Genomic DNA, 26,386 nt, shown 5'->3' with positions numbered 1-26,386 from the left:
CAACATTATCGTTCGAAATGTATTAAATTCTCATTTGCCGGGCTAAAAATGACCTGACGCAATATTTGTCTTTTCCGGCTTATCAATAATGTTGTCACAAAAGAAGAGGGTGGCTACATGGATAAATTGCTTGAGCGTTTTTTGCAGTACGTTTCTTTGGACACGCAATCGAAGCCTGGTGTGCGTCAGGTTCCGAGCACCGAAGGGCAGTGGAAGCTGTTACGCCTGCTCCAGGCGCAGCTGGAAGAAATGGGACTCGTCAATGTGACGCTAAGTGAGAAAGGGACAGTCATGGGCACCCTGCCGGCTAACGTCGCGGGCGATATTCCGGCCATTGGCTTTATTTCTCACGTTGATACGTCGCCAGACTTCAGCGGCAAGAACGTCAATCCGCAGATTGTTGAAAACTACCGCGGCGGCGATATTGCTCTTGGTATTGGTGACGAGGTGCTTTCTCCGGTGATGTTTCCGGTGCTGCACCAGTTGCTTGGACAGACGTTAATTACCACTGATGGTAAAACTCTGCTCGGCGCTGATGATAAAGCGGGTATTGCCGAGATTATGACCGCACTGGCAACGCTAAAGGCGAAGAACATTCCCCACGGCGATATTCGCGTGGCCTTTACCCCGGATGAAGAGGTCGGAAAAGGGGCGAAGCATTTTGACGTCGCCGCGTTTGACGCCCGCTGGGCCTATACCGTCGATGGCGGCGGTGTGGGTGAGCTGGAGTTTGAAAACTTTAACGCCGCATCGGTGACGATTAAGATCGTCGGCAATAACGTGCATCCCGGCACCGCAAAGGGCGTGATGGTCAATGCGCTGTCGCTGGCGGCACGCATTCATGCCGAAGTGCCCGCCGATGAAGCACCGGAAACCACCGAAGGCTACGAGGGCTTCTACCATCTGGCCAGTATCAAAGGTACGGTCGATCGCGCAGATATGCACTATATCATCCGCGATTTTGACCGTAAGCAGTTTGAAGCCCGCAAACGCAAAATGATGGAGATCGCCAAGAAGGTTGGCAAAGGGCTGCACCCGGATTGCTATATTGAGCTGATCATTGAGGACAGCTATTACAATATGCATGAGAAGGTGATGGCGCACCCGCACGTGGTCGAGATTGCTCGTCAGGCGATGGTTGATTGCCATATTGAGCCGGAAATGAAGCCGATTCGTGGCGGCACCGACGGCGCGCAGCTCTCTTTTATGGACTTACCGTGCCCGAACCTGTTTACCGGCGGCTATAACTACCACGGCAAGCATGAGTTCGTAACTCTCGAAGGTATGGAAAAAGCGGTGCAGGTGATTGTGCGTATCGCCGAGTTGACGGCAAAGCGGTAAACCGGAGCTCGGCCGTAGGCCCGGTAAGGCGTTAGCCGCCACCGGGCAAACTGGGGGATCAGTCCTCGAAGAACCAGTAACCGCTGTTGACCAGCGCCGCCAGCAGGGCGAGGAATGATGGGTCTTCCAGCGCATCGCCGAAATGGTCTGCCTTGAGCGAAAGGTGCGTTGCCATGGCATCCAGCGCCGGGCGGTGCGGGGAGTTAATTTGTTCGCCGTTGACGAACACTTCGCCATCGATACGCAGCACGCGCAGGCCACCGAGGCGCGCCAGCTTATCCCCCTGCTGCAGAGCGTCGTAAATCTCATCGGGCTGATACGGCGGCTCCGGCGGCGCGACGTCCAGCTCGTGACGGGACTGAGTAATAAACTCGCCAAACCACTGCTTAAAATGCTCCGGCTGGTTAATCAGCCCGAGCATCATTTCGCGCAGGCGATCCAGCTCGGCAGGCAAAATATCCGCCGGATGATCCCGCGACGGCACGTCCGGATCGGCGTAACGCTGGCTACCTAACTCGCGCTGTAAAACATAATCAGCAAAGCCGCTGAACAGCTCGCGGGCGTTAGGGGCGCGATAGCCAACGGAATAGTTCAGCGAGTTTTCCAGCGAATAACCCTCATGCGGGAATCCCGGTGGAATATAGAGAATATCGCCTGGCTCCATCTCTTCATCAATAATCGCGTCAAACGGATCAACCTGCAGCAGATCCGGGTGCGGGCAGTGCTGCTTCATCGGCACCTTTTCGCCCACACGCCAGCGGCGACGACCGGTGCCCTGAATGATAAATACGTCGTATTGATCGAGATGGGGACCGACGCCGCCGCCAGGGACGGAAAATGAGATCATGAGATCGTCGATGCGCCAGTCGGGCAGGGCGCGGAACGGAGCCATCAGCGCCGCTGATGGCTCGTGCCAGTTGTTTACCGCCTGTACCAACAGCGACCAGTTATTCTCGCTCAGGTGATCGTAGCTCTCAAACGGACCGTGGCTGACCTGCCATTTGCCGTCCTGGTGGCTAACCAGGCGGCTGTCGACTTCGCTCTCCATGGCCAGCCCAGCCAGCTCATCCGGGCTTAAAGGATCGACGAAATTAGCAAAGCCACGTTTCAGTACTACCGGGCGTTTTTGCCAGTAGCGCTCGATAAAGTCGGGCCAGTTCAGCGTTAATTGATAATCCATAATTATATTCCACAGCAGGTGTTTGTTAGGGATTATAACGGATGCGGCACCTGCATGATGCAGGCGCCGTTAAAAAACTGATTGTTTTAGCTTTCTTTATCGTCAGGGAGCTGGTGACCAAAAATGACTTCCATGCAGGCTCCGCCGAGTAAGCTGTCCTCGGTCAGGATGCGGCCATCATACTGTTCAACAATATCGCGGGCGACGGCGAGGCCTACGCCTTGTCCGGGGCGCAGGGTATCGGCGCGCTGACCGCGATCGAACACCGCGTTACGCAGGCTCTGGGGGATCCCTGGACCATCATCTTCAACCAGAATATGCAGGTGGTTGTCGTTGGACTGACGCACGGAGACTTCCACAAACTCCAGGCAATACTTGCAGGCGTTGTCGAGCACGTTGCCCATGACTTCCATAAAATCATTCTGTTCGCCGACGAAGCTGATTTCCGGTGAAATATCGAGGGTGATATTCACGCCTTTACGCTGATAGACCTTGTTTAGCGCCGAGGTCAGGCTATCAAGCAGTGGGGCGATTGGGTGAAGTTCGCGACTGAGGAGAGAACCGCCGCTGCGCATGCTGGCGCGATGGAGATAGTAACCAATCTGCTGCGAGATACGACTAATTTGTTCCAGCATCACCGGTTCGGCTTCATTGACGTTGAGCTTCCCGCCGCGCATCGAGCGCAGGGTGCTTTGCATCACCGCCAGCGGCGTTTTCAGGCTATGGGTCAGGTCGGTCAGGGTGGTGCGGTATTTGTCGTAGCGCTCGCGTTCACTTTTCAGCAGGCGGTTGAGGTTACTGACCAGCCGGGTGAGCTCGCGAGTGGTGTTCGGGTTGAGCATCTCACGGTGATGCTCTTCCAGTTCACGCACCTCTTTTGCCAGCGACTCGATAGGTCGCAGGCTCCACCATGCTGCTACCCATAGTAACGGGATCACCAGCAGCAGGTTGGCCGCCAGCACGTAGATAAACCAGCTCCACACCATATAGGAACGCTTAAGTTCCACCGGAATGGTATCGACGACCACGATACTCAACTGCGGCATCGTGCTGGTGGCGGGGTAAAGATTGATCGCCACCGAGTGGGTCATCTCGGAGTCGTCATCCTCTTCACGGATAGCGTCCAGCTGTTGCTGCACTTCCAGGTTATTGTGTTGCAGCATGCTACTGCTGTCGACATCGGCCTCAATCTCATGAAAACCGTTGTTTTTCAGCCACTCCGGCTGAATGCGTTTGGTGAGCCACGGCACGTCGTGCTGTGCCCATAAGAGTTTGCCGTTGGCGTCGTAAATCAGCGTCACTGTGGGGCTTTGCATATTGAGGTTTTCGGGAATATCGACCTCAATTGTGTTGTTTTCCCACTTTGCCAGCATATAGAACAGGTTACTCTCGCCACGTAGCAGGCGAAAAGTGGTTTTATCGAAGCTTACGCTATAGCCGACCAGAGCCACCATTCCGTAAGACAGCGACAGCACCAGCACCACAGCGGCTGTCGCCAGCAGAAAGCGGACGCGAAGCGACAGCGGCAGAATATGCCGTAGCACGCCTTTCATCCGCGAAGTTCGAACAGATAGCCCTGGCCGCGGACCGTCGTAATCACATCCTGCGGATGCTCGGCCTGGATTTTCTTGCGCAGTCTTCCCATAAGTACATCAATGGTGTGGCTTTCGCGCAGTTCGGCGTCGGGATAGAGTTGCAGCATCAGCGAGTCTTTACTGACCACTTTGCCCCGGTTACGGATCAGCGTTTCCATAATGGTGTATTCGAAAGCGGTAAGCTTGATCGGCTGGTCGTTGACCGACAGCTCGCGACGCGACAAATCAACCTGGAAAGGCGGGATGGAGATAACCTGTGAGGCCAGGCCGCTGTTACGCCGCAGCAGAGCCTGCATGCGGGCGGCGACCTCTTCGATATGAAACGGTTTGGTGACGTAGTCATCGGCCCCGGCGCTGAGAACTTCGACCTTGTCCTGCCACCCTTCACGCGCGGTGAGCACCAGAATCGGCACCGAAACGTCGTGACCGCGCCAGCGGCGGATGAGCGACAGACCGTCTTCATCCGGCAGGCCAAGATCAACAATAGCGATGTCCGGAACGTGTTCACCCAGATAGTAATCTGCTTCCTTCGCATCTTCTGCCGCATCTACTTGATGGCCCAATTCCTGCAACTGAACTTTCAGGTGATGGCGCAGCAGAGCGTTGTCCTCAACCACGAGTACGCGCATGCCAGTTCTCCATTTTATTTATGATTTGAATAGTTTAGCTCTAATTATACACCTTTAATATAAACAGCTGTTAAATAACGAGTTTTATTTAATTTTTTGGACCTCTGTTTCATGAGGCGTTAGCGGCATTCCATCCTGGGCGACCGGCATCATCAGGGGAAGCGCGTGCTGCGTTCGTTTATCGATCAGTACTGAATGACGCTCGCTGTCGGCGAAGAGATATTGTTCTCCCCACTGGCGTAACGCGACGACGATGGGGAACAGGCGCTCTCCTTTTTCCGTCAGTACGTATTCTTGATAGGCCGTACCATCTGAAGCAGCCTGAGTGGTCAGAATACCGGCATCCATCAGCTTGTGCAGACGATCGGAGAGAATATTACGGGCCATTCCGAGGCTGCGCTGGAAATCGCTGAAGCGGCGCATGCCATCAAAGGCGTCGCGAACAATCATCAACGACCAGCGGTCACCGATAATATCCACACTGCGCGCCACGGGGCAGGTCTCATTTCTCAACTTTTCACGCGACGACATTCGCTCTCCTGACATTTGGCTAATCTGGTTGCATTTTAAAACTACATCATCTAGCCTTCAACTGGTTTTGTTTTGAAACCAGAATAGTAAGGTGGAATCATGAAAGCGTCATTAGTATCGCCATCATTAATGGACCCGGTTGCAGTGATGCCACGCAGTCTGGTCTGGTTATTTGCCATCGCCAGCGGCTTGAGTGTGGCAAATGTGTATTACGCGCAACCGTTGCTCGACGCGTTAGCACGGAATTTTGCTATTAGCCATGCTGCCGTCGGGGGCGTGATTACGGCGACCCAGATTGGCTGCGCGCTGGCGTTGTTATTGCTGGTGCCGCTTGGTGACCGGGTGGATCGCCGCCGCCTGATGGCGATACAATTGATACTACTGATTGCCGCGCTCGCTGCGGTAAGCATGGCATCTTCTGCCCTGATGTTGTTGGGCAGCATGCTTGCCGTTGGCCTTTTGGGGACCGCGATGACTCAGGGATTAATTGCCTACGCAGCCAGCGCCGCTTTGCCCCATGAGCAGGGGCGCGTTGTCGGTGCCGCGCAAAGCGGAGTGTTTATCGGACTGCTGCTGGCGCGGGTATTTTCCGGAGGCATCAGCGATCTGCTCGGCTGGCGCGGAGTTTACATCTTTGCTGCTTTGCTGATGCTGAGCATCGCGCTGCCGTTATGGCGTCGGCTGCCAGTATTAACGGCGGTGCCAAATACCCTGAGCTACCCGCAACTGCTGACATCAATGTTGACGCTGCTGCGCGAGGAAAGAGTGCTTCAGATTCGCGGTGTGCTGGCGTTGCTGATGTTCGCTGCGTTTAATATTTTTTGGTGTGCGTTGGTGCTACCGCTAAGCGCACCGCCTTTTAGCTTTCCCCACACCGAGATTGGCGCGTTAGGCCTGGTGGGGGTTATTGGGGCGCTGGCGGCGGGCCGTGCCGGGAAATGGGCCGACAGGGGATATGGCCAGCGTACCAGTGCTGCGGCTTTGGTGATTCTGCTCCTCGCCTGGTGGCCGTTATCGCTGATGGTGTGGTCACCGGCGGCGTTGTTAATGGGCATTGTGCTGTTGGATCTCGGGGGCCAGGCGCTGCATGTCACTAACCAGAGTATGATTTTCCGCACTCGTCCCGAGGCGCACAGCAGGTTGGTCGGACTCTATATGCTGTTTTATGCCGTTGGCAGTGGTCTGGGGGCTATAAGTACAACTGCGGTGTATGCAAACGGAGGATGGCAGGGTGTTTGCCTGCTGGGGGCGTTGGTCAGCCTGTTGGCGCTGGTATTCTGGTTTGCAACCCGGGGCCAGATGGCAGGCAAATGACGGGGCGAAAATCCCCCTCTTTCCTGCAGGAAAGAGGGGCGAAGGGCTTATTTCAGTTCGTCAACCATGGTGGTCGCGCGGCCGATATAGTTGGCCGGAGTCATCGCTTTCAGGCGAACTTTCTCATCTTCCGGCAGCGCCAGGCTGTCGATGAACTGCTGCATGCCTTCAGCGTCAACGCGCTTGCCGCGGGTCAGTTCTTTCAGCTTCTCGTACGGCTTCTCGATGCCGTAGCGACGCATCACGGTCTGAATCGGTTCGGCCAGAACTTCCCAGTTGTGGTCCAGCTCGTCCAGAAGACGGTCCTGATTCAGCTCCAGCTTGCTCACGCCTTTTAAGGTGGACTGATAGGCGATCAGCGCGTAGCCGATACCCACGCCGAGGTTACGCAACACGGTGGAGTCGGTCAGGTCGCGCTGCCAGCGGGAAACCGGTAGCTTGCTCGCCAGGTGCTGCATCATCGCATTAGCCAGACCGAGGTTGCCTTCAGAGTTCTCGAAGTCAATCGGGTTCACTTTATGCGGCATGGTTGAAGAGCCGATTTCGCCAGCAATGGTTTTCTGCTTGAAATGGTTGAGCGCGATATAGCCCCACACGTCGCGATCGAAATCGATCAGGATGGTGTTGAAGCGTGCCATGCAGTCGAACAGCTCGGCGATGTAGTCATGTGGCTCAATCTGGGTGGTATACGGGTTCCACTGGATGCCCAACGAGGTCACAAACTCTTCGCTGAACTGGTGCCAGTCCACTTCGGGGTAGGCGACAATGTGGGCGTTGTAGTTACCGACCGCGCCGTTGATTTTACCGAGGATTTCAACCTGGTTTAGCTGACGATACTGGCGTTCCATACGGTAAGCGACGTTTGCCATCTCTTTACCCATGGTGGACGGCGTGGCCGGCTGACCGTGGGTACGGGAGAGCAGCGGGATATCGCGATACTGTACCGCGAGGTCTTTAACCGCGTCGATAAGCTTACGCCAGTAGGGCAGGATCACTTCGTCGCGCGCGGTTTTCAGCATCAGCGCGTGGGACAGATTGTTGATGTCCTCAGAGGTGCAGGCGAAGTGGATAAACTCGGAAACTGCGTGCAGCTCGGCCACATTAGCGACCTTTTCCTTGAGGAAATACTCAACCGCTTTAACGTCGTGGTTGGTGGTGCGCTCGATAGTTTTGATGCGCTCTGCATCTTCGACGCTGAAATCGGTGACAATTTTATCAAGGTAACCGATTGCGTCGGCAGCAAAAGCAGGAACTTCCTTGATCGCTGCGTGCGTGGCCAGTTTTTGCAGCCAACGAACTTCTACCTGAACACGGAATTTCAGCAAACCGAATTCGCTGAAGATACCGCGCAGCGCGCTGACTTTATCGCCGTAGCGTCCGTCGACTGGGGAAACGGCGGTCAGTGAGGATAATTCCATAGATCATAACTCCGGGGTTAAATGAGCAAGAATTTGTTTTGCCTGGTTAACCAGACGATTACGAGAAAACATTAGCTGCAGCCGTCCGCCGCCTACCTGGTGCCAGAGCACGGCGGCGCGAATGCCCGCCAGCAGGGTAGAGCGAACTTTGGCCTGTACCTGTGGGCTTTGCAGCACGGCAGGGGAGCCGGTTACCTGAATCCGCGGGCCCAGCGGGCTAATCACATCAACGTAGATGCCCGCCATCGCGCTGAGCAGGGTTTCAGATTGCAGATCGAAATGTTCCAGCTGACGGCGCAGGCCGCCAATGCGGTCACCGAGGGTATTCATCGCCCCTTTGCTGGCAGCAAGCTTACGCTCCAGCACCATCAGGCTTAAAGTATAGCGGGTGAGTTCGGCATTCAGTCCCTGACGGCTGCTGGTGTTCAGCACGCCGATGAGGGTTTCCAGCCCGAGGCGAAGATTGGCTTCACTGCCACCGAACACCGCCAGAGTCGAATCCGGGTCGAGATCGATGATGCTGTTCAGCGACACATGCAGGGCATCGCCATCGCAATGCCCCTGGTGCGCCAGTTCCTGAACCAGACGCGCGGCCTGGCAAACTCCGGCCAGCGCCAGCGTAATGTCATAATAATTCTTCGCCACACATTCTCCTTGTAAACCGCCGGACGCCCGATTGGTACATCCAGCGGCAAAAACGTCTGTCAGGCCTGCAGCGGCAAGCGTTGTTCAATAATACCGCCACCGAGGCAGATTTCGCCGCTGTAGAAGACCGCTGACTGGCCAGGCGTAACGGCCGCGACCGGTTCGTCAAAGATAACTTCGATACGTTCGTCATCCAGCGCCTTCACGGTGCAGGGGATATCGGTCTGGCGATAGCGGGTTTTTACCGTGCAGCGCAGGGTGCCCGTTACCGGCTCGCGGTCGACCCAGTGCAGCTGTTGGGCAATCAGGCCAACTGACATCAGACGCGGATGCTCGTGGCCCTGGGCCACGATAAGAATATTATTCTCGACATCTTTATCGACCACGTACCACGGGTCTTCGCCACCGTCTTTGATGCCGCCAATACCCAGGCCTTTACGTTGCCCTAGCGTGTGGTACATCAAACCCTGATGCTCGCCGACTTCATCACCGTCAACGGTGATGATTTTACCCGGCTGAGCAGGCAGGTAGCGGCCAAGGAACTCGCGGAATTTACGTTCGCCGATAAAGCAGATGCCGGTGGAGTCTTTTTTCTTCGCGGTGATTAAATCCAGTTCTTCAGCGATTTTGCGCACCTGCGGTTTTTCCAGCTCACCCACCGGGAACAGGCTTTGCGCGATCTGCTCGTGACCCAGAGTATAAAGGAAGTAGCTCTGGTCTTTATTGCCGTCGAGGCCGCGCAGCAGCTGACTCTTACCGTTGACATCGGCGCGACGCACGTAATGACCGGTGGCGATGTAGTCAGCACCGAGGTCTTCAGCGGCAAATTCGAGGAAGGCTTTAAATTTAATTTCTTTGTTACACAGAATATCCGGGTTCGGCGTGCGTCCGGCTTTATATTCTTCAAGGAACAGTTCGAACACGTTGTCCCAATATTCTGCGGCAAAGTTAACGGTGTGAAGCTCAATGCCGAGCTTATCGCAGACGGCTTGCGCGTCCGCCAGATCTGCTGCTGCGGTGCAATATTCCTCGCCGTCGTCTTCTTCCCAGTTCTTCATGAACAGGCCTTCCACCTTATAACCTTGCTGGAGAAGCAGGTAAGCGGAAACTGAGGAATCAACCCCGCCGGACATGCCGACGATCACTTTTTTCTGGCTTTCTGACATTGGAATACTCACTACATTGAACTTCGAGGCGGCGTATTCTAGCACGCGTCTCCCGTTCAGGCACCCCCTGTGAACGGCCAGTTAAATTCGCCAATTAACGACAGAGGGTGACGTGGATCTTGCTGATAGCTGCGGATGCTCTCGGCAACTAATTGAGAACGCAGGTTTGCCGCGTTAAGGATTTCCTCAGCACTAAGCCACAGGCAGCGGTCAATATCGCTGTCATGAGGTTCAGTGGCGCACGTATCGTTAAGCTCAATGGCGAACAAAAAACGCAAAAACGGCGTGCGATCCGGGGCTATCCACTGATGCATGCGGATAAAATGCTGTGGTGTCGCGCGGATGCCGGTCTCTTCCCACAGTTCGCGTTCTGCGGCCTGCACCAGCGTTTCATCGGCCTCCAGATGCCCCGCAGGCTGGTTCCATAACGCTTTGCCATTGATCGTTTCTTCAACAACCAAAAATTTGCCTTTCGCGTGAACTACGCAGGCGACGGTGACGTGCGGTTTAAACATATTGCGTCCTTATTATGGTTCGAACCCTTCTGCGACATCCGGCCAGCGAATTTCGCCGCTGAGTTTATTAAGGCTAATGTAAGCGATAACAGGCGATGTTTCCGGGTCGCCTGCGCCGCGACACTGCGGGGACTGGTGATCTTCACGCACCATCATTTGAATCTGTTTTTCCGCATTCCAGCTTTCATAAAATATACAGCTATAGTCGTGACGTAAATTAAGCGTTACCAGGCGTGATGCTTTGTCCGTTGATAAGGGATTGATATCCTCACGGTAGCTATCGCCACGGTTTAGGGGCGTGAGCCGGGATTTTTTCAACCAGCCGCGCACGATATGGCGAGCGGCGGTGTAATAAACGGCCTCGATAAAATCATCGTTGGATTGTTCCTGGACGGAAACAGTATCCCCGGGCAGGAGGAAAACGCTGCTGCTGCGACACTGTTCGTTCGGCACGGAGTAGAACCACGCCCGGCCGGATCCTTGTATTTGATAGTGGTTATCCTGAGCCGGAGCGAGACTTTCGCGCTGTCGCATCGTTTTTTTTGCCCATTTCTGACACTGGCTGCTGACGGGTAGGGGATTATTCTCCGGTGCCAATCCGGCAGCATTTACCCAGCCGGCGGCGAATTGTCCTTTGGCATCGCGAAAACGTACGTATTGATACTGCTGATCCGCAGAGTCACCCAGCGCAATACTGCGGAGTATCTCGACGTTGTCGCCAGCAATCAGAAACGCCGGGAGCGAACATTTGGCTGCGGGAGCCGAGTAGAAATGCAATCGCCCCCCGGTTTTTACCTGGGCTGAATCATAGAGGTAATTGGCCTCTCCGGCGGCGATACCGGCAAGGGCGTCGCAATTATCCTCTGCAAAACAAAGTGATGAGATGCAGCAGAGACTCAATGTACCAAGAAGGGCTAAACGCATATTTTTTCTTCCCTGAAATGACCTTATGCTGCTTTGGATTGAATTATTCGACCTTTCGCCATTCGCCGTTGGTCAGTCCATCCAGCGTATAGCCGCCCATCGCATAACGAATCAAGCGCAGCGTGGGATAGCCGACGTGTGCGGTCATTCTGCGAACCTGACGGTTGCGCCCCTCATAAAGCGTGATTTTTAGCCAGCTGGTGGGGATTGACTTGCGCTCGCGGATTGGTGGATTTCGCGGCCATAGCCACACGGGTTCCGCAACCAGCTCAACGCCGGCGGGCAGGGTCGGGCCATCATTTAATGTGACGCCGTCTCGCAGGGCGACCAGTGCCTCCTGCGTCGGCTCACCTTCAATCTGAACATAATATATCTTGCCGGTGCGTTTGCCTGGCTGAGTCAGCGCCGCCTGTAGCGCGCCGTCGTTGGTTAGTACCAGCAGGCCTTCGCTATCCCGGTCCAGCCGACCAGCAGCATAGACTCCAGCAACCGGAATAAAATCTTTTAGCGTGCTGCGCCCGGATTCATCAGTAAATTGTGGCAACACATCATATGGTTTATTGAACAAGATCACAGTTTTTGGTTGGTGTTCTTTACGTTGTCTGGTGACTTGTTGCTTGCTGAATCGCTCAACGCGATGTTTTCTAAATGAAGTTTTTTGCATGGTATTTTCAGACTCTATCAATTGCCGCATTATAGCCTAATTACGAATGCCTTTCATGGACGCAAACATTCAGGTAGTATTGACATGCTCATTACAACTTATTAACAAAAAGGTTGCTCAAACCGATTCGCATTACAGGAAGGCGACACGGACGCGAAATCTCCGGTTAGCGGGATATTCCGATGACGGGAGTGGGCGATTAAAGCCAACGCCCGGCTAGCGTGAAGAGGGAAGAGCAGAACCAGAAGCGCTCGAAGGAGAGGTTAATGGAAAGCAAAGTAGTAGTTCCGGCGGAAGGTCAAAAAATCACCCTGCAAAACGGCAAACTGAACGTCCCTCATAACCCGATTATCCCGTTCATCGAAGGCGATGGTATCGGTGTTGACGTAACCCCAGCAATGCTGAAAGTGGTTGATGCTGCCGTTGAGAAAGCCTATAAGGGCGAGCGTAAAATTTCTTGGATGGAAGTTTACACTGGCGAAAAATCGACCCAGGTTTATGGCCAGGATGTCTGGCTGCCTGCCGAAACTCTTGATCTGATTCGTGATTATCGTGTTGCTATCAAAGGCCCTCTGACCACGCCAGTTGGCGGCGGTATTCGTTCTCTGAACGTCGCATTGCGTCAGGAACTGGACCTCTACGTTTGCCTGCGCCCGGTACGTTACTACCAGGGTACGCCGAGCCCGGTTAAACATCCTGAACTGACCGACATGGTTATCTTCCGCGAAAACTCAGAAGACATCTATGCAGGTATCGAGTGGAAAGCTGACTCAGCAGAAGCCGATAAAGTGATCAAATTCCTGCGTGATGAAATGGGCGTGAAGAAAATTCGCTTCCCGGAACATTGCGGTATTGGTATCAAGCCATGCTCTGAAGAAGGCACCAAACGCCTGGTTCGCGCCGCTCTCGAATACGCTATCACTAACGATCGCGACTCGCTGACCCTGGTGCACAAGGGCAACATCATGAAATTCACCGAAGGCGCGTTTAAAGACTGGGGCTACCAGCTGGCACGCGAAGAGTTCGGCGGTGAACTGATTGACGGCGGCCCGTGGCTGAAGATCAAAAACCCGAACACCGGGAAAGAGATCGTAGTTAAAGACGTGATCGCCGACGCCTTCCTGCAGCAGATCCTGCTGCGTCCGGCGGAATACGACGTTATCGCGTGTATGAACCTGAACGGTGACTACATCTCTGACGCCCTGGCGGCGCAGGTTGGCGGTATCGGTATCGCTCCGGGCGCGAACATTGGCGACGAGTGTGCACTGTTCGAAGCGACCCACGGTACTGCACCGAAATATGCAGGCCAGGATAAAGTAAACCCAGGTTCTATTATTCTGTCCGCTGAGATGATGCTGCGCCACATGCAGTGGTTCGAAGCCGCAGACTTAATCGTTAAGGGTACTGAAGGCGCAATCGCTGCCAAGACTGTGACCTATGACTTTGAACGTCTGATGGAAGGCGCTAAGCTGCTGAAATGTTCAGAGTTTGGCGACGCGATCATCGCGAACATGTAATCCAGATTTTGGGTTAAATAAGAACGGGAGCCGATGGGCTCCCGTTTTGTATCAGTAATAAAAAGGCTGAGCAACCTGCGGCCTTCACGTCAGTTTCTTGCTATTTAGTTTGCCACATTCGATATTGTCCCCATGCTCCCTGCTCTGTTACATACTCCTGAGGCGTTCCATCGGCAACAATATCCAGTGTTTTACGCATTCCCATACTCAGCGTAGTGCACTCATTACTCACTTTTAATTTATGCGGCCCATTATTAAGATATGCGCTCACGAACTGGTTTTGGCGCAAGAGCGCGACATCTTTACCATCAATAGAGATTAAAAACTTACATGTACCGCCGCTAGCGCTGGCAATAAATTGTTTATTTCTTGTTATTGTCACTTTTGTTTGCGGATGAGCGCTATTCGGCTTTACGACTTCCTGGTTTAGTATTTTTTCTGCCGGGCCATATGGTCTTGCGCATCCGGTAAGACCAATAATCGCGAGTGCCAAAACTATTTTTTTCATATCCCTATTCCCATAAGTAAAAAATCAAGCCAATCCTATCAAGAGTGAGCAAAGCAAAAAATGATTAAACAGGCAATAATTGAGACTGTTCATCGGTAATGACAAAAATCCTGAAGGGGATAGCGATTTGCGACAATCCTAATTGAGTTACAGCATAGTGTGGCAGGTTTAGTTGGTCAGTTGCCAAAAATATGTTCTTAAAGGGGGGGGCCGAATTTCTGAGTCTGGTTCCCAGAAGTATCTTTTCATGAATAGTGTACTTTCTTTGCTCATAACAGACAAAGCTATACTGTCACCAAGCCCTTGAGGACCATGAAATTTTCTCAATAGCTCTCTATTTCTGATTCATAGCAGAAGTTTCTTTTAGCGATCTATATTGAGTATAATTCGATTCCAGGACTTTCTGATAACGGCCGTGGCTACTGATATGAATCTCAATCGCTTCTGTTATTTACTCCTGGTCATCGCGGCGGTTGGAAGCCTATTTACCCCGCATTCCTGTGCCATATGGCTTCTGCTCGTCAACATCCTGACGCTGGTCGTTTACGGCGTGGATAAAATGGCGGCACGCAAGGCCTGGCGCAGAGTGCCGGAACTCACCTTGCTGGTATTTGGGGTTGTGGGAGGGTGGCCTGGCGCGATAGTGGGTCAACAACTCTTTCGCCATAAAACGCAAAAGCAGCCATTTAAAACCTACTTTATCATCAGCGTGATATTGAATATCTCAGCGATGGTGGCGGTTTACCAGTTTGATCTGTTTTCTCCTTTTTCCGCTCCCTGAATATTCACAGAGTTTTCTTTCACAGCGGTAGCCGCATGATAAATGTTTCAGATATTCCCGGTTATCTCAGGCAGTAATTGTTCGATCGCACTAATAATGCTTCTGACTCTCTGGGGGATAAAGCGGGCATCGGGATAGACGGCATAGAGGAAACGGTCAGGTAACCGCCAGGCGGGTAATACAGGAACCAACGTACCCGATCGTAAAGCCCTGGCCGCGAGCGGTCGCTGCATGCCGCCGATACCGATGCCTGACTCCAGTGCCTGTAACAGCGCTTCACTGGTGTTGGCACGGAAAACGGTATTGACCTTCACATCGATAGTCTCATCAGCAGAAATTAAGCGTAGCGGTGCCTCCTGCGCGATGCCGCTGAACCGTACATAAGGAAGTCCAGTCAACTTGCTCACAGCATCCACGGGTTTAAAGCCGGGGGCAGCAAAAAGCGCCGTTTCAATGCGTGCCAGCACGCGCGCTGCGTGTGTCTGCGGGGGCTCACTGCTGAGGCGCAGCGCGACATCAACCCCTTCAGTCACAAGGTCAACAACGCGGTCATCAAGTGAAAGCGTAAGATGCAGCTCTGGATTCGTGGTCTGAAGCGCCAGCAGATGTGGCAAAAAGATCTGGCCCAGACCGCTCGGCAACTGCATATGTACCTTGCCTTGCCATAGATGGTCGGGGTTCAGTCGCCTCTCGGCTTCCCGCATGGCCTCCAACAAAAGCTGCATATCACGTCGATAGATTTCTCCCTGTTCAGTCAGCGCCATTACTCGCGTTGTTCGATGCAGCAATACCACGCCGAGCTCCTCCTCAAGCGCGGCAATCTGCTGGCTGACCGCCGATTGTTTGATACCGCTCTGTCGGGCGGCCGCAGAAAAGGAGCCTGCTTCAGCCACGCGCAAGAAGGTGGCAATCGCATTGAGCTTATTGTTCATTTAATGATTTTTCTTATAAGTGTCATCAGTTTCATGGGATATGTGTGAAAAAAATAATATATCACACTGTATCTGTCACCTTCTCTGGGGAAGCACCATGAATAAGATGCAGCAACAAAAGGTCGCGCTGGTTGCCGGCGCCAGCGGGATTGTGGGTAGGCAACTTGTCAAAACGCTCCTGCACAATAAGTGGGAGGTTATCGGCTTGAGCCGCCAGGCGTCATCCCACCCTGATGGCATTCCGATAATCAACGTCGACTTATTGGATGCACAGCACAGCGCCCAGAGACTGCAATCCCTCTGCGGCATCACCCATATTTTTTACAGCGCCTGGATGAATGCCGCGAACTGGACAGAAATGGTTGAACCTAATGTCACCATGCTGCGCAACCTGGTGAGTAACATTGAGAAAACGGCCCCGCTACAGACCGTAAGCCTGATGCAGGGCTACAAAGTCTACGGCGCGCATCTTGGGCCATTCAAAACCCCAGCGCGCGAAAGCGATCCTGGCGTACCCGGCGCGGAATTTAACGCTGCTCAACTCGCATGGCTTAGCGATTTTCAGCATGGAAAAACGTGGCACTGGAATGCCATCAGGCCGGGCGTGGTGGGTAGCGCAGTGCCCGGTAATGTTATGAACCTCGCTTTGAGCATCGCACTGTATGCGTCTTTGTGTAAGGCGCAGAATTTACCTTTGCGCTTTCCCGGCTCGGAACAAACCTGGCACAGCATCGTTGATCATACTGATGCCGGATTGTTGGCGGAGGCGACGCTGTGGGCAGCAACCTCGCCGATGGCAGAGAATCAGGCATTTAACGTGAATAACGGTGACGTCTGGCGCTGGAGCGAGTTGTGGCCGCATATCGCGCGCTGGTTTGAGCTGGAATGCGCCCCGCCGGTCAGACTGTCATTTCACCAGTTATTTAAGGACTATCGCGCACAATGGCGCGAACTTGCCGGGAGCAGGCTGGTGGAAGCGGACATCTTGCAGCTAAACGACGGGAAGTTTGCCGATTTTGTGTTTAGCTGGAATTACGACATGTTTGGTGACGGTAGCAAATTGCGTCGGGCAGGCTTTACTCGCATGCAGGCAACCGACGACATGTTTTTCAGCCTGTTCGCGCAATTGAGATCCGCGTGTATTATCCCCTGACAAGGTATTACGCAGCAGATTGCAGCTAATGCAGGCCCTCGCTGATATGAGGGCCTGAATGTGCCCGGACGGCGCAGTGAGGGGCTAGAAAATGACAATAAGAATGTTAAAGGAAGCGTGATGGATACAGACAAGTTAAGTTTCTGGTTGAATCGTTGGGATCTCATCGCGGACGGCAACCCATTTATCACGCATACCTCAAAGCTACTCCCGGTTAAAACAGCAGCACATGGTATTAAGGCCATGCTGAAAGTGACTGATGATGCGGATGAGCAAACCGGGAACGCACTCATGACATGGTGGGAAGGTAACGGTGCAGCAAAGGTTATTGCGCATGAAAACGAAGCAATTCTACTCGCCCGGGCGACAGGCTCTGCGTCACTGGCAACGATGTCGAGAAAAGGTCAGGATAATGAAGCCTGTCGCATTTTGTGCGCCACGGCTAACAGGCTTCATCGCCCCTCCACGAGACCCTTGCCCCGGTTAACAACTCTGCATGAGTGGTTTTCTGCACTAAAACCAGCAGCTCTGAAATATGGTGGCACCCTGACAATTTGTGCGGAGACCTCAGAAGAATTGCTTTCGTCTCCACGCGATATCGTTGTGTTACATGGTGACTTACACCACGGTAATGTGCTTGATTTTGAGACGTCTGGCTGGTTGGCCATCGATCCAAAAGGGCTCATAGGTGAACGAGGGTTCGACTTTGCCAATATTTTCACTAATCCGGATCTTGATAATCCAGTGCCGCGTGTAGCGACTGTTCCGGAGATATTTAAACAACGACTAAGTATCGTTACCGAGACGGCGGGCCTGGACAGAGAGCGCCTTCTCAAATGGATCATTTCATGGTGCGGGCTATCAGCAGCATGGTCCCTCGAAAGTAACGGCGATGTATCGACAACATTAAAAGTCGCTGAGTTGGCAATTATTGCACTTGAGCAGTGAGCAGAAGCTCAACCTGACCTGCATTCGGCGCGCAAAAACTGCCAGCGACTGATATCCCTGGCACGTTACAATCATAACCCCTCTTCAGAGAGCATCAGTCCATTGCTGAAACTCCACTCATCGGCGGTATTGAACTGAATGATCACCATGACATCATCCGGATTAATACCCAGCGCCGTATGCAGCTGCTCACATAGCGTGCGGCAGAGGTTTTTCTTCTGCTCGAATGCGCGAGGTTTACCTGCCGTGATATGGAACTGAATGAAATTGTCGCTGCGGCCACCGCTTTTATATTGGCGGTCGAACACATGCAGGTTCGCAGGTAGCCTTTCGAAAACCTGAAAGCGATCATGAGGCGGAACGGCAAATTCTCTCTCAAGGCTTTGTTGCAGAATGTCGGAAATCTGCGTTATTTGCGCGTCGCTATAACCCTGATTCAGAGTGATACGAGTGAAAGGCATCTCGTTAATCCTCTTCCAGGCATTCAAAGGCGGAAACCGCTGCAGGCCAGCCCGCGTAGAATGCCAGATGGGTGAAAACCTCAACGATTTCTTCACGGGTCACGCCATTTTGCTGGGCGAAGCGGATATGCCAGGGTAACTGATGAACGCGGCCAAGTGCGGTCAGGGCTCCCAGCGTCACTAAGCTGCGCTCGCGTGGGGAAAGCGGTTCTCGTTTCCAGATATCATTAAAAAGTACATCCCGGCTCAATTCAGCCAGCTTTGGTGCGACGCGGGCCAGGGTTTCACGATCAAGGGATTTCGTCATCGTTCTCTCTCCGTATTGACAGTGAAGTCATTCTGGCGCGATATTTCGATCCTGAAAATTGAATTATCCGCGACTATCTATCCCGTATTTCAGGACGATAATGAATAAGCTTCCTCTTACGCTCGACCTCGACGCACTGCGCAGTTTTGTAACTGGCATTGAGTGCGGCAGCTTTGCGCAGGCAGCAAATCGCCTCTGCCGTTCAACCTCGGCGGTCAGTGCACAGCTGAAAAAACTGGAGCAACAGTGCGGCACCGAACTGGTGGTAAAGAAAGGTCGCCACCTGGAGCTGACCCATCATGGCGAGATAATCATGGGGTATGCCCGTCGTCTGCTGGTGCTAAATGATGAAGCGCTGCGGGCCCTGAATGGCGAACTGTTACAGGGTGAAATACGTATTGGTATGCAGGAAGATTTTGGCGAATCGCTTATGCCCGGAATACTTGGCGAGTTCAAGCGCCACCATCCGGGGATGCGAATGATTGCCCGCGTTGACCGCAACCGGGCGCTGCTCGAGGCGCTCAATAACAACGCGCTTGATATGGCGTTGCTCTGGCAGCCGGAGAGCGCACAACGTGACGGCAAGTTGATTGCTCAGTGTCCGCTGGAGTGGATAACGCACCCGCAACTGGACATCGGCACGCTGCTGGCGCAGGGCAAGCCGTTGCCGCTGGTGATGCTGGAAAGCCCGTGCCTGATGCGTTCCCGTGCCATTGATTGTCTCGACCGTGCCAACATCGCCTGGCAAGTGGTGTTTGTCAGCCACAGCCTGAGCGGTATTTGGGCAGCTTTGCAGGCGGGGCTTGGCATTACCGTGCGTACCCGTATCGGAATGCCCGGCAACTTGCGTGTGGCGGGAAGTATGCTGCCATCGCCGGGGAATCTGGGGATTACCCTGGAGCAGGGGCCGGGAAACGATGCCATTCATGGAGCAAGGGCGCTGCTGGGGCAACTGATGGAAGAGACGCTATTAAATGCGATGTAAGCGCTATTCGACAGCGTCTCTGCCGCCCCGGTTGCGCAGCATTAGCGAAAGGAGAGGGGGCTAAGAACGCCACTCACTCCGTTTTCAACATCCCAAAGCTCACAATCCTTGAACGCCCCAGCTCTTTTGCCCGGTAAAGCGCCGCATCCGCCGCGCGCAGCAGGCTATCGCTTTGGGTATGCTGCGGGTAGCTGGCGATGCCGATGGAGACATCAACCTGACCCATCTCAGCCAGTCCATAGCGTAAGGTCAGCAGATGTACGCTGTTATAAATATCGGTAGCACAGGCCATAGCGGCCTCTTCGTTGGTTCCGGCCAGCAGCACCAGGAACTCTTCGCCGCCGTAGCGGAAGGCCATCCCGATATCACGCACTGCACGCTGGATGATCGCGGCGACGCTTTTAATCACCAGATCGCCCGCCTCGTGGCCGTAATTATCATTGATTGCCTTGAAGTGATCGATATCGATCATCAAACAGCTTAGCGGTGTGCCGTTGCGCACGGCCAGATTCATTTGCGTGTGCAGAGCATCGTCAAGATGATGGCGGTTACGCAGTCCAGTGAGCGAATCGAACAGCGCTTTTTCCAGTAGCGCGTTACGTAAACGCTGGTTAGCCAACGCCAGCCCCAGCGCTTCCGCCATCAGTTCGAGATAGGCGCGAGAAGGGGCTGTGGAAGGGGTTACGTTGCGGAATGAAAGCAGGCCAATGGCTTCGCCCTGGGCAATGAGCGGCACGCACAGCGATTGGTTAGCCTGCGCTTGCGGCAGGTGGTAGCAGGCAATGTCTGGTTCGCCATTTACCGGTGGGTGGCTCAGCCCGCGCCGAACGGCCCAGCAGTTGTCGGGATGGAAAACAAGAGGTTCATCCGGCGGCGACAGCCACTGCGCGACGCAGCGCATCTGCCAGGGATCGGTATCGAGGATATAGAGTCGGCCGGGGATCTCAGGGGCGATATTCGGCGCGAACAGCTCAGCAACCTTAATGACATCCTCGAACGACTCGCAGCCTTGTAGCCGCTGGGTCATCCGCGCCAGCAGTTCCCGAATTGCCCAGTCGGCATCGCGCTCTTGCTCAAGTCGCTGCCGCGCAAGACCGTTTTCGCGGAAGATACGAATCGCCTGGGCCATATCGCCAATTTCATCTATCTGGGTAAACTGCGGCGTTTCGACGGCGTAGTCCTGGGAAGCCAGCCGCTGCACGACATCGCTCAAGCGCACGACAGGATATAACACCCGGCGTTTGAGAAGAAAACCCAGTACAAACAGGAACATCAGCGCCGTCAGCCCCACCATCACCTCGGAAAGGGTTCGCCAGATGCGCGATTTCTCCGTGGCCTCGGAAATGGTTTTATTCACCCGGCCTTCAAGCATCAGGCGAAAATGGTCAAGCTGCGTCTGCACCTGCTCAAGTTCTTGCTCGTAGGGAACGCCGTACAGTAAGTTTACCGCCTCTTTCTCTTCCCCTCGATCGGCATGCGCCAGGGCCGTTTGCTGTTCATCCTGCAATTCATCGGCTTTCTGCAAACCATCACGCAATAGCGCCAGTTCTTCAAGCGTCGCGCCATTGTCCCTGAGCTTTTCCAGCCGATGTTCAATCGCAGTTATTGCCTGAGCCTGTTGCCGATACTCCCGTAAAACATCCGGATTTTTTCTGATGATATACAGCCGGGCGAGGTCTGAAAGCTCCCAGGCTCCGTTCTCAACTTCTTCACTAAGTTGATCGAACTGTTGACGCTGTTCAACGGCGCGACGTTCGGCATTGTCCGCGCTGGAGGCCATCAGCATTGCGATGCCTGAAGCGAGGGTCAGGGCGACGGTGATCCCGTAGGCCCAGTTGGTCATGGTGGCGATTCTCACCGGATATATCCTTGCGTGCAGATGAATTAATTATATTTTTTTATAACTGCACCCTTGGTTTACCCGTACAGGCCCGACTCTCAAGAGTGCAGTGTGTTAGTAATAATAGCGTGGAGCGCTTTGGCATGCTGGTGCAAAACGCGATACACGTCTTTATCCAACGCACCATTTATAACATCAGCCTCTATCAGCTGTAATGCTTGCTGAAGGCTCATTCCGTGGCGATAGGGGCGGTCTTCGGTGAGGGCGGTAAAAATATCGGCGATGGCGATAATTCGGTCCGGGAGCTGCAGATAATCCTCATTAAGATGGAGAGGATAACCGCTGCCATCCAGTTTTTCATGATGATTGGCAGCCCAGTTAATGATCTCGCCAAGTTCGCTAAAGGCGCTAAGCAATTTACCGGTCATGTAGCTATGCTCACGAACCTGAAGTAGCTCTTCGTCATCCAGTTCACCCTGTTTTTCCAGAATCGCCAACGGGATATAGATTTTGCCAATATCATGTAAATAGCCGGCGATTTCGATTTTTTGGCACTCTAATTCCGGCAGATTTATGTAGGTTGCCAGCATTCGGGATATTTTCCCGACCATCAGACTGTGGCTGGCGGTAAAGCTGCTGTAGGTGTCTACAATTTTGGCGATCAATAAACAGATGTCTTTCAGGCCATCGATATCGATGTAAATAGCGTTAATTGGGCCGATAATCTCCAGCATCCGCTGAATATGCCCGGGGTTAAGATGCAGCCAAAAATGCTCCTTTTGGGCGAGCTGGCATAAGGTCTGGCACAGCTGCGGGTCGATCTCCTGATATAGCGCACGAAATTTATCAATGACAATGTCGGTTTGATAGGTGGTGGCAGTTTTATCGCTGGATAACAGGCGCTCAAAGACGTCGGCAAAATAAACAATATGCTGTTCGAGGCTGCCTCTGTGGCTCGGGCTAAAATGGTGGTCGCGGATAATCGGCAGAATGGGGGCCAGAGTGGCTAACCCATCTAGCATTTCGGCTCCCCGATGCTGATGCGGGTCGTCGAGATTATCTATCGCGTTGAGTGAAGCGATAACCCTTTTGTCGCCCAGCACGCCGATATCGTGCAGCAGAGCGGCGCAAAAAATGGTCTGCTGCTGCTGACGAGACAAACCGGCCGCGAGCGCAAGCTCCAGCGCAATCAGCGCCGTTCTTTGCATATGAAGATGTAATTCAGGGTTAATGATTTGTATGACGCGGGTGGCAAGCATCAATGCTGATTTTAAGGCGATACGCATCGTTTTTCTCCATCGCGTTACCCGAATTGTTTTGGTTCATTTCGCTCATCACAATGCCGATTATGTAACCATCACGCGCTTTATGCCTGTATTACAGAATTCGTTGAATAAGTTGATTCTGATTCAGAATTTTATAGCGCCTATTTTTAGCGCGTCTCTGCACCAAAGTAGCGCCAAGGGTGAATAAAAAATCCTTTTTTGTCTGATAGTTAATCATTTTTATGTTTAAAACAAAAATAAATCCTGGCAAGCCGTTTGCATTAACGCTGTGCGTGTTTGATTAATATCTATTTTGGGATGAGTAATTATGAATTTTAGAGCATTACTGGCCATTGCGTTACTGACAGTGAGTACTTTTGCATTAAGTGAGACGCGCCTGCCGCACATTGTGATCCTGGCGACCGGAGGAACCATTGCCGGCTCGGCGGCCAGCAACACCCAAACGACCGGGTATAAAGCCGGCGCGATTGGCGTACAGACGCTGATTAATGCCGTGCCTGAGATGAGCAAGGTCGCGCGCGTTGACGGTGAGCAGGTAGCCAATATTGGCAGCGAAAATATGACCAGCGATATTATTCTCAAGTTGTCAAAACGCGTTAATGAGCTGCTGGCCCGCGATGACGTAGACGGCGTCGTGATTACTCATGGAACCGATACGCTGGATGAAACGCCTTATTTCCTCAACCTGACGGTAAAAAGCAATAAGCCAGTGGTCTTCACCGCGGCAATGCGTCCGGCAACGGCCATCAGCGCCGATGGTCCGATGAATCTGCTGGAGGCGGTGACCGTGGCGGCTGATCCGCAAGCGAAAGGTCGTGGCGTGATGGTGGTTCTTAATGATCGTATCGGTGCTGCACGTTTCGTGACCAAAACGAATGCGACGACGCTGGATACCTTCAAGGCGCCCGAAGAGGGCTACCTGGGTGTTATCGTCAGCGGCAAGCCGCAGTTTGAAACCCGGGTGGATAAAATTCACACCGTGCGTTCTGTTTTTGACGTGCGTAACCTTAACGCACTGCCAAAAGTGGTCATTATTTATGGCTATCAGGACGATCCGGAATATATGTATGAGTGCGACATGAAGTCGTTCGAAGAATTGCTTTACCCGCAAGTATCGCGGTGATAAAGCCCGCTGTTCCGTCAGCGGTAGCCTACTGATCCAGGCTCGATGGGTAACTGTTGGGTCTGAAGCGATCGGGACAATGTAGCAGGGGCTGCAAGTACCAATGCGGCTCAGGCGCTAGGCTTGATGGTACGGTTAACACAAGTGAACTGCTGATAAACGTCGTCAACATTAAGCAGCTAAAGGTACTGAAAGGCTGTAGCCAAAAGGCACAGTAGCTGGATATTCCTTTTTATACTGGGGATACGCGGACAACAGAGCTACCGGCGGAGAAGCAGAACCTAACCCATCGTGTTCTTCGAACGGAACATGGTAAATCCGTATTGCCGCCCGGTTGGGCAGGGGCCTCGTAAGGGAAACCGTTGGCGGTGCGGATAGAGGAGGACTGAGAAAGCGAAGGCCATTCTGTAATGGAATGGATAGAGGTTGCGTCGATAGGCAACATTACCTCACGCGAAAGCGGGCAAACTTCAGTCTGGTCTTTCATCACGAGAGAGTCTGGCGAACCTTTAAAGGAGGGAAAGCAAATGACGGCGCAGCTAAATAGCTCTGGTGCACTCTCCGATCAGGCGACGCACTGGCACAGTATTGACTGGGCAAGATGCCACCGCGAGGTCAGAAGGCTTCAGGCACGTATCGTGAAGGCAACGCAGGAAGGCAGACATGGCAGAGTGAAAGCCCTGCAATGGCTGCTCACCCACTCGTTCAGCGGCAAAGCTCTCGCCGTTAAGCGAGTGACAGAGAATCGCGGCAAACGAACTTCTGGCGTGGATGGGATTACGTGGTCTACGCCGAAGATCAAGCTCAAAGCAGTATTATCACTCAGGCGAAGGGGCTATCGTCCTCAGCCACTGAGGCGGATTTACATCCCAAAAGCCAACGGGAAGCAGCGGGCACTGGGCATTCCCTGCATGATCGACCGGGCGCAGCAGGCATTGCATTTGCTCGCTTTGGAACCGATAGCCGAAACAACCGCAGACCCGAACTCATATGGGTTCAGGTCTGCCCGATCAACGGCTGATGCAATTGAACAGTGCTTCAAGGCTCTTTCACACACCGATTGTGCGGAATGGATCCTTGAAGCTGACATCCGTAGCTGCTTTGACGAAATATCGCACGACTGGCTGGTCACCAATATCCCGATGGACAAGGCGATCTTGCGAATGTGGCTGAAAGCTGGCTACTTTCACCATAGTGTCCTTTATCCAACAGCGGCGGGCACACCCCAAGGGGGGATCATATCGCCAACGTTGATGAATATGACTCTTGATGGATTAGAACACTTGCTGCGACTTAAATATCGCAGGAGTACCCGCAATCCGTCAAAGGTCAATATTGTTCGATATGCAGACGACTTCATCATAACCGGTGTGACACGTGAAATGCTGGCAGAAGAAGTTATCCCTATGGTCGAGCAGTTTTTGGCGGAGCGAGGTCTCTCGATGTCACCAGAAAAGACCAGGATCACACATATCAGCGATGGATTCGACTTCCTCGGCATGAACGTACGCAAATATGGGGGCAAACTGTTAATCAAGCCAGCTCCTGTAAGTGTCCAACGTTTCCTGCGCAAAGTAAGGGGAGTGATTAAGGGTAATGCAATGGTGCGACACGATACACTGATAAAGAAACTCAACCCGATGTTACGTGGATGGGCAAATTACTATCGGCATGTTGTGGCGAAACAAACATTAAGTAAGGTCAGTTGCGCGATATGGCATAGCCTGTGGCGCTGGGTAAAACGTCGGCATCCCCACAAGGGAACTGGGTGGATTAGGAGGAAGTACTTCCGAATCATTGGATCCCGGCACTGGGTCTTTGCCACGGAAACCGGCAGGATACTCCAAACTGGAGTCCCCGAGCTTCTGGAGCTTTACAACATTGACAGTACGCCGATCAGGCGGCACAGGAAAATCCGTTCTGATGCCAATCCATTTGATCCTAAATGGGAAATCTACTTCGAAGAGCGATTGGCCCTTGCAATGCAGAGGTCAATCAAGGGACGAACCCGGCTGATTCGAATATGGTTGGCTCAGGAACGACATTGCCCTGTCTGCCAACAGATGATCGGAGAATCTACTGGGTGGCGTCTCTTCCACGTGAAACGAACGATCGACGGTGGGCGAGATACCAACAGTAATCTGATAATGTTACATCCAGACTGCTACCAGATAGCCCGCGCACGCCGATTCAAAGTGGTGAAACCGGCTCCTCCAGTGGGGCTTTGAAAGGCTTGAGCCGTGTGCGGGGAAACTCGCAAGCACGGTTCTTAGGGGAGGATGCGGTGGTAACACCGTGTCCTTACCCGACCGCGGCGATTGCGCACCATGCCGACGGCATTATCTATGCGGGTACCGGAGCGGGTTCTGTTTCCGTACGTAGTGCGGCAGGGATCGAAAAAGCGGAAAAAGCCGGTATTGTGGTGGTTCGCGCCTCGCGTACCGGTAGCGGTGTGGTACCGGTTGATGACGGCCAGCCGGGGCTGGTATCCGATTCGCTCAATCCGGCTAAAGCGCGCATTCTGCTGATGACGGCGCTGACGCAAACTAAAAATCCGCAGGTGATTCAGCAATATTTCCACACTTACTGATTATCCTCAGGTATGGCGCGTTCTGCGCCATAC

The 26,386-nt window shown here is 53.3% G+C and carries 24 protein-coding genes and 2 pseudogenes; 10 read left to right on the top strand and 16 right to left on the bottom strand.

Annotated features, from left to right (window positions below):
* Positions 1-117: 117 nt before the first annotated feature.
* Positions 118-1,341, top strand: coding sequence for a peptidase T (gene pepT, locus ACMYSL_RS17365; protein ID WP_434659196.1), 1,224 nt, complete (start codon positions 118-120; stop codon positions 1,339-1,341).
* A gap of 58 nt (positions 1,342-1,399) precedes the next feature.
* On the opposite strand, the gene ACMYSL_RS17360 is transcribed toward pepT, so the two are convergent.
* The 4 genes from ACMYSL_RS17360 to ACMYSL_RS17345 form a co-directional block, all read right to left on the bottom strand.
* Complete coding sequence (locus ACMYSL_RS17360) at positions 1,400-2,521, bottom strand: cupin domain-containing protein (protein ID WP_110273634.1); 1,122 nt, start codon at positions 2,519-2,521, stop codon at positions 1,400-1,402.
* Positions 2,522-2,607: 86 nt separating this feature from the next.
* Positions 2,608-4,074 carry a two-component system sensor histidine kinase PhoQ gene (phoQ, locus tag ACMYSL_RS17355; protein WP_304258212.1) on the bottom strand — a complete coding sequence of 489 codons (1,467 nt, stop codon included), beginning with the start codon at positions 4,072-4,074 and terminating at the stop codon, positions 2,608-2,610.
* Complete coding sequence (phoP, locus tag ACMYSL_RS17350) at positions 4,071-4,745, bottom strand: two-component system response regulator PhoP (RefSeq protein WP_112216649.1); 675 nt, start codon at positions 4,743-4,745, stop codon at positions 4,071-4,073. The genes phoQ and phoP overlap by 4 nt, the downstream gene beginning before the upstream one ends.
* Positions 4,746-4,829: 84 nt before the next feature.
* Positions 4,830-5,276, bottom strand: a complete 447-nt coding sequence (locus tag ACMYSL_RS17345) for a winged helix-turn-helix transcriptional regulator (RefSeq protein WP_304258215.1) — start codon at positions 5,274-5,276, stop codon at positions 4,830-4,832.
* A gap of 99 nt (positions 5,277-5,375) precedes the next feature.
* On the opposite strand from ACMYSL_RS17345, the gene ACMYSL_RS17340 reads away from it, so the two are divergent.
* Positions 5,376-6,590, top strand: coding sequence for an MFS transporter (locus ACMYSL_RS17340; RefSeq protein ID WP_434659195.1), 1,215 nt, complete (start codon positions 5,376-5,378; stop codon positions 6,588-6,590).
* A 47-nt stretch (positions 6,591-6,637) separates the two neighbouring features.
* On the opposite strand, the gene purB is transcribed toward ACMYSL_RS17340, so the two are convergent.
* Genes purB through rluE form a run of 6 tightly spaced genes read right to left on the bottom strand, consistent with a single transcriptional unit; the run spans position 6,638 to position 11,952 of the window.
* A complete protein-coding gene (gene purB, locus ACMYSL_RS17335) occupies positions 6,638-8,008 on the bottom strand; it encodes an adenylosuccinate lyase (protein WP_434659194.1) in 1,371 nt (456 codons plus the stop codon).
* A gap of 3 nt (positions 8,009-8,011) precedes the next feature.
* A complete protein-coding gene (gene hflD / locus ACMYSL_RS17330; RefSeq protein ID WP_110273628.1) occupies positions 8,012-8,653 on the bottom strand; it encodes a high frequency lysogenization protein HflD in 642 nt (213 codons plus the stop codon).
* Between the two features lie 59 nt (positions 8,654-8,712).
* Positions 8,713-9,819 carry a tRNA 2-thiouridine(34) synthase MnmA gene (gene mnmA / locus ACMYSL_RS17325; protein ID WP_142515103.1) on the bottom strand — a complete coding sequence of 369 codons (1,107 nt, stop codon included), beginning with the start codon at positions 9,817-9,819 and terminating at the stop codon, positions 8,713-8,715.
* 56 nt (positions 9,820-9,875) lie between these two features.
* Positions 9,876-10,334: an NUDIX hydrolase gene (locus tag ACMYSL_RS17320; RefSeq protein ID WP_434659193.1), complete on the bottom strand. Its 459-nt coding sequence runs from the start codon at positions 10,332-10,334 to the stop codon at positions 9,876-9,878.
* A 12-nt stretch (positions 10,335-10,346) separates the two neighbouring features.
* Entirely contained in the window at positions 10,347-11,258 is a 912-nt protein-coding gene (locus ACMYSL_RS17315; RefSeq protein ID WP_434659192.1) for a hypothetical protein, read from the bottom strand.
* 43 nt (positions 11,259-11,301) lie between these two features.
* Entirely contained in the window at positions 11,302-11,952 is a 651-nt protein-coding gene (gene rluE, locus ACMYSL_RS17310; RefSeq protein ID WP_434659191.1) for a 23S rRNA pseudouridine(2457) synthase RluE, read from the bottom strand.
* Positions 11,953-12,188: 236 nt separating this feature from the next.
* Here rluE and icd point away from each other — a divergent pair, with 236 nt between their 5' ends.
* Entirely contained in the window at positions 12,189-13,439 is a 1,251-nt protein-coding gene (gene icd, locus ACMYSL_RS17305) for an NADP-dependent isocitrate dehydrogenase (protein WP_110273623.1), read from the top strand.
* Positions 13,440-13,539: 100 nt separating this feature from the next.
* Here icd and ACMYSL_RS17300 read toward each other — a convergent pair whose 3' ends face one another.
* Positions 13,540-13,947: a hypothetical protein gene (locus ACMYSL_RS17300; RefSeq protein WP_434659190.1), complete on the bottom strand. Its 408-nt coding sequence runs from the start codon at positions 13,945-13,947 to the stop codon at positions 13,540-13,542.
* Between the two features lie 427 nt (positions 13,948-14,374).
* Between ACMYSL_RS17300 and ACMYSL_RS17295 the strand changes: the two genes are divergently transcribed.
* On the top strand, positions 14,375-14,728 hold the full coding sequence (locus ACMYSL_RS17295; RefSeq protein ID WP_182237973.1) for a DUF1294 domain-containing protein: 354 nt from the start codon (positions 14,375-14,377) through the stop codon (positions 14,726-14,728).
* 47 nt (positions 14,729-14,775) lie between these two features.
* Here ACMYSL_RS17295 and ACMYSL_RS17290 read toward each other — a convergent pair whose 3' ends face one another.
* On the bottom strand, positions 14,776-15,660 hold the full coding sequence (locus ACMYSL_RS17290) for a LysR family transcriptional regulator (protein ID WP_434659189.1): 885 nt from the start codon (positions 15,658-15,660) through the stop codon (positions 14,776-14,778).
* A gap of 97 nt (positions 15,661-15,757) precedes the next feature.
* On the opposite strand from ACMYSL_RS17290, the gene ACMYSL_RS17285 reads away from it, so the two are divergent.
* Together ACMYSL_RS17285 and ACMYSL_RS17280 are read left to right on the top strand one after the other, a co-directional pair.
* The gene (locus tag ACMYSL_RS17285; RefSeq protein WP_110273619.1) at positions 15,758-16,813 is read left to right on the top strand and encodes an SDR family oxidoreductase; all 1,056 of its coding nucleotides are present in this window, start codon (positions 15,758-15,760) and stop codon (positions 16,811-16,813) included.
* A gap of 120 nt (positions 16,814-16,933) precedes the next feature.
* On the top strand, positions 16,934-17,761 hold the full coding sequence (locus ACMYSL_RS17280) for an aminoglycoside phosphotransferase family protein (protein ID WP_434659188.1): 828 nt from the start codon (positions 16,934-16,936) through the stop codon (positions 17,759-17,761).
* A 71-nt stretch (positions 17,762-17,832) separates the two neighbouring features.
* On the opposite strand, the gene ACMYSL_RS17275 is transcribed toward ACMYSL_RS17280, so the two are convergent.
* Together ACMYSL_RS17275 and ACMYSL_RS17270 are read right to left on the bottom strand one after the other, a co-directional pair.
* Entirely contained in the window at positions 17,833-18,222 is a 390-nt protein-coding gene (locus ACMYSL_RS17275; protein ID WP_110273617.1) for a tautomerase family protein, read from the bottom strand.
* A 4-nt stretch (positions 18,223-18,226) separates the two neighbouring features.
* The gene (locus ACMYSL_RS17270) at positions 18,227-18,529 is read right to left on the bottom strand and encodes a carboxymuconolactone decarboxylase family protein (protein ID WP_434659187.1); all 303 of its coding nucleotides are present in this window, start codon (positions 18,527-18,529) and stop codon (positions 18,227-18,229) included.
* A 100-nt stretch (positions 18,530-18,629) separates the two neighbouring features.
* Here ACMYSL_RS17270 and ACMYSL_RS17265 point away from each other — a divergent pair, with 100 nt between their 5' ends.
* Positions 18,630-19,514 carry a LysR substrate-binding domain-containing protein gene (locus ACMYSL_RS17265; protein WP_434659186.1) on the top strand — a complete coding sequence of 295 codons (885 nt, stop codon included), beginning with the start codon at positions 18,630-18,632 and terminating at the stop codon, positions 19,512-19,514.
* A gap of 73 nt (positions 19,515-19,587) precedes the next feature.
* Here ACMYSL_RS17265 and ACMYSL_RS17260 read toward each other — a convergent pair whose 3' ends face one another.
* Positions 19,588-21,372 (bottom strand): diguanylate cyclase, encoded by a 1,785-nt coding sequence (locus ACMYSL_RS17260; RefSeq protein WP_434659185.1) that lies wholly within the window; start codon positions 21,370-21,372, stop codon positions 19,588-19,590.
* 80 nt (positions 21,373-21,452) lie between these two features.
* Entirely contained in the window at positions 21,453-22,640 is a 1,188-nt protein-coding gene (locus ACMYSL_RS17255) for an HD-GYP domain-containing protein (RefSeq protein WP_182237983.1), read from the bottom strand.
* Between the two features lie 307 nt (positions 22,641-22,947).
* Between ACMYSL_RS17255 and ACMYSL_RS17250 the strand changes: the two are divergent.
* The 3 genes and pseudogenes from ACMYSL_RS17250 to fraE all read left to right on the top strand — a co-directional run.
* Positions 22,948-23,712, top strand: a pseudogene (locus tag ACMYSL_RS17250) (type II asparaginase); the annotation flags it as partial.
* Positions 23,713-24,290: 578 nt separating this feature from the next.
* The gene (gene ltrA / locus ACMYSL_RS17245; protein WP_434659184.1) at positions 24,291-25,991 is read left to right on the top strand and encodes a group II intron reverse transcriptase/maturase; all 1,701 of its coding nucleotides are present in this window, start codon (positions 24,291-24,293) and stop codon (positions 25,989-25,991) included.
* A gap of 83 nt (positions 25,992-26,074) precedes the next feature.
* Positions 26,075-26,353 (top strand): annotated as a pseudogene (fraE, locus tag ACMYSL_RS17240) (fructose-asparagine asparaginase); the annotation flags it as partial.
* Positions 26,354-26,386: the final 33 nt, after the last annotated feature.

The sequence above is a fragment of the Klebsiella sp. MISC125 genome, assembly GCF_051131775.1.
Lineage (GTDB): Bacteria > Pseudomonadota > Gammaproteobacteria > Enterobacterales > Enterobacteriaceae > Klebsiella.
The sequence above is the reverse complement of the archived record's forward strand: the minus strand, read 5'-3'. Positions and strand labels throughout refer to the sequence as shown.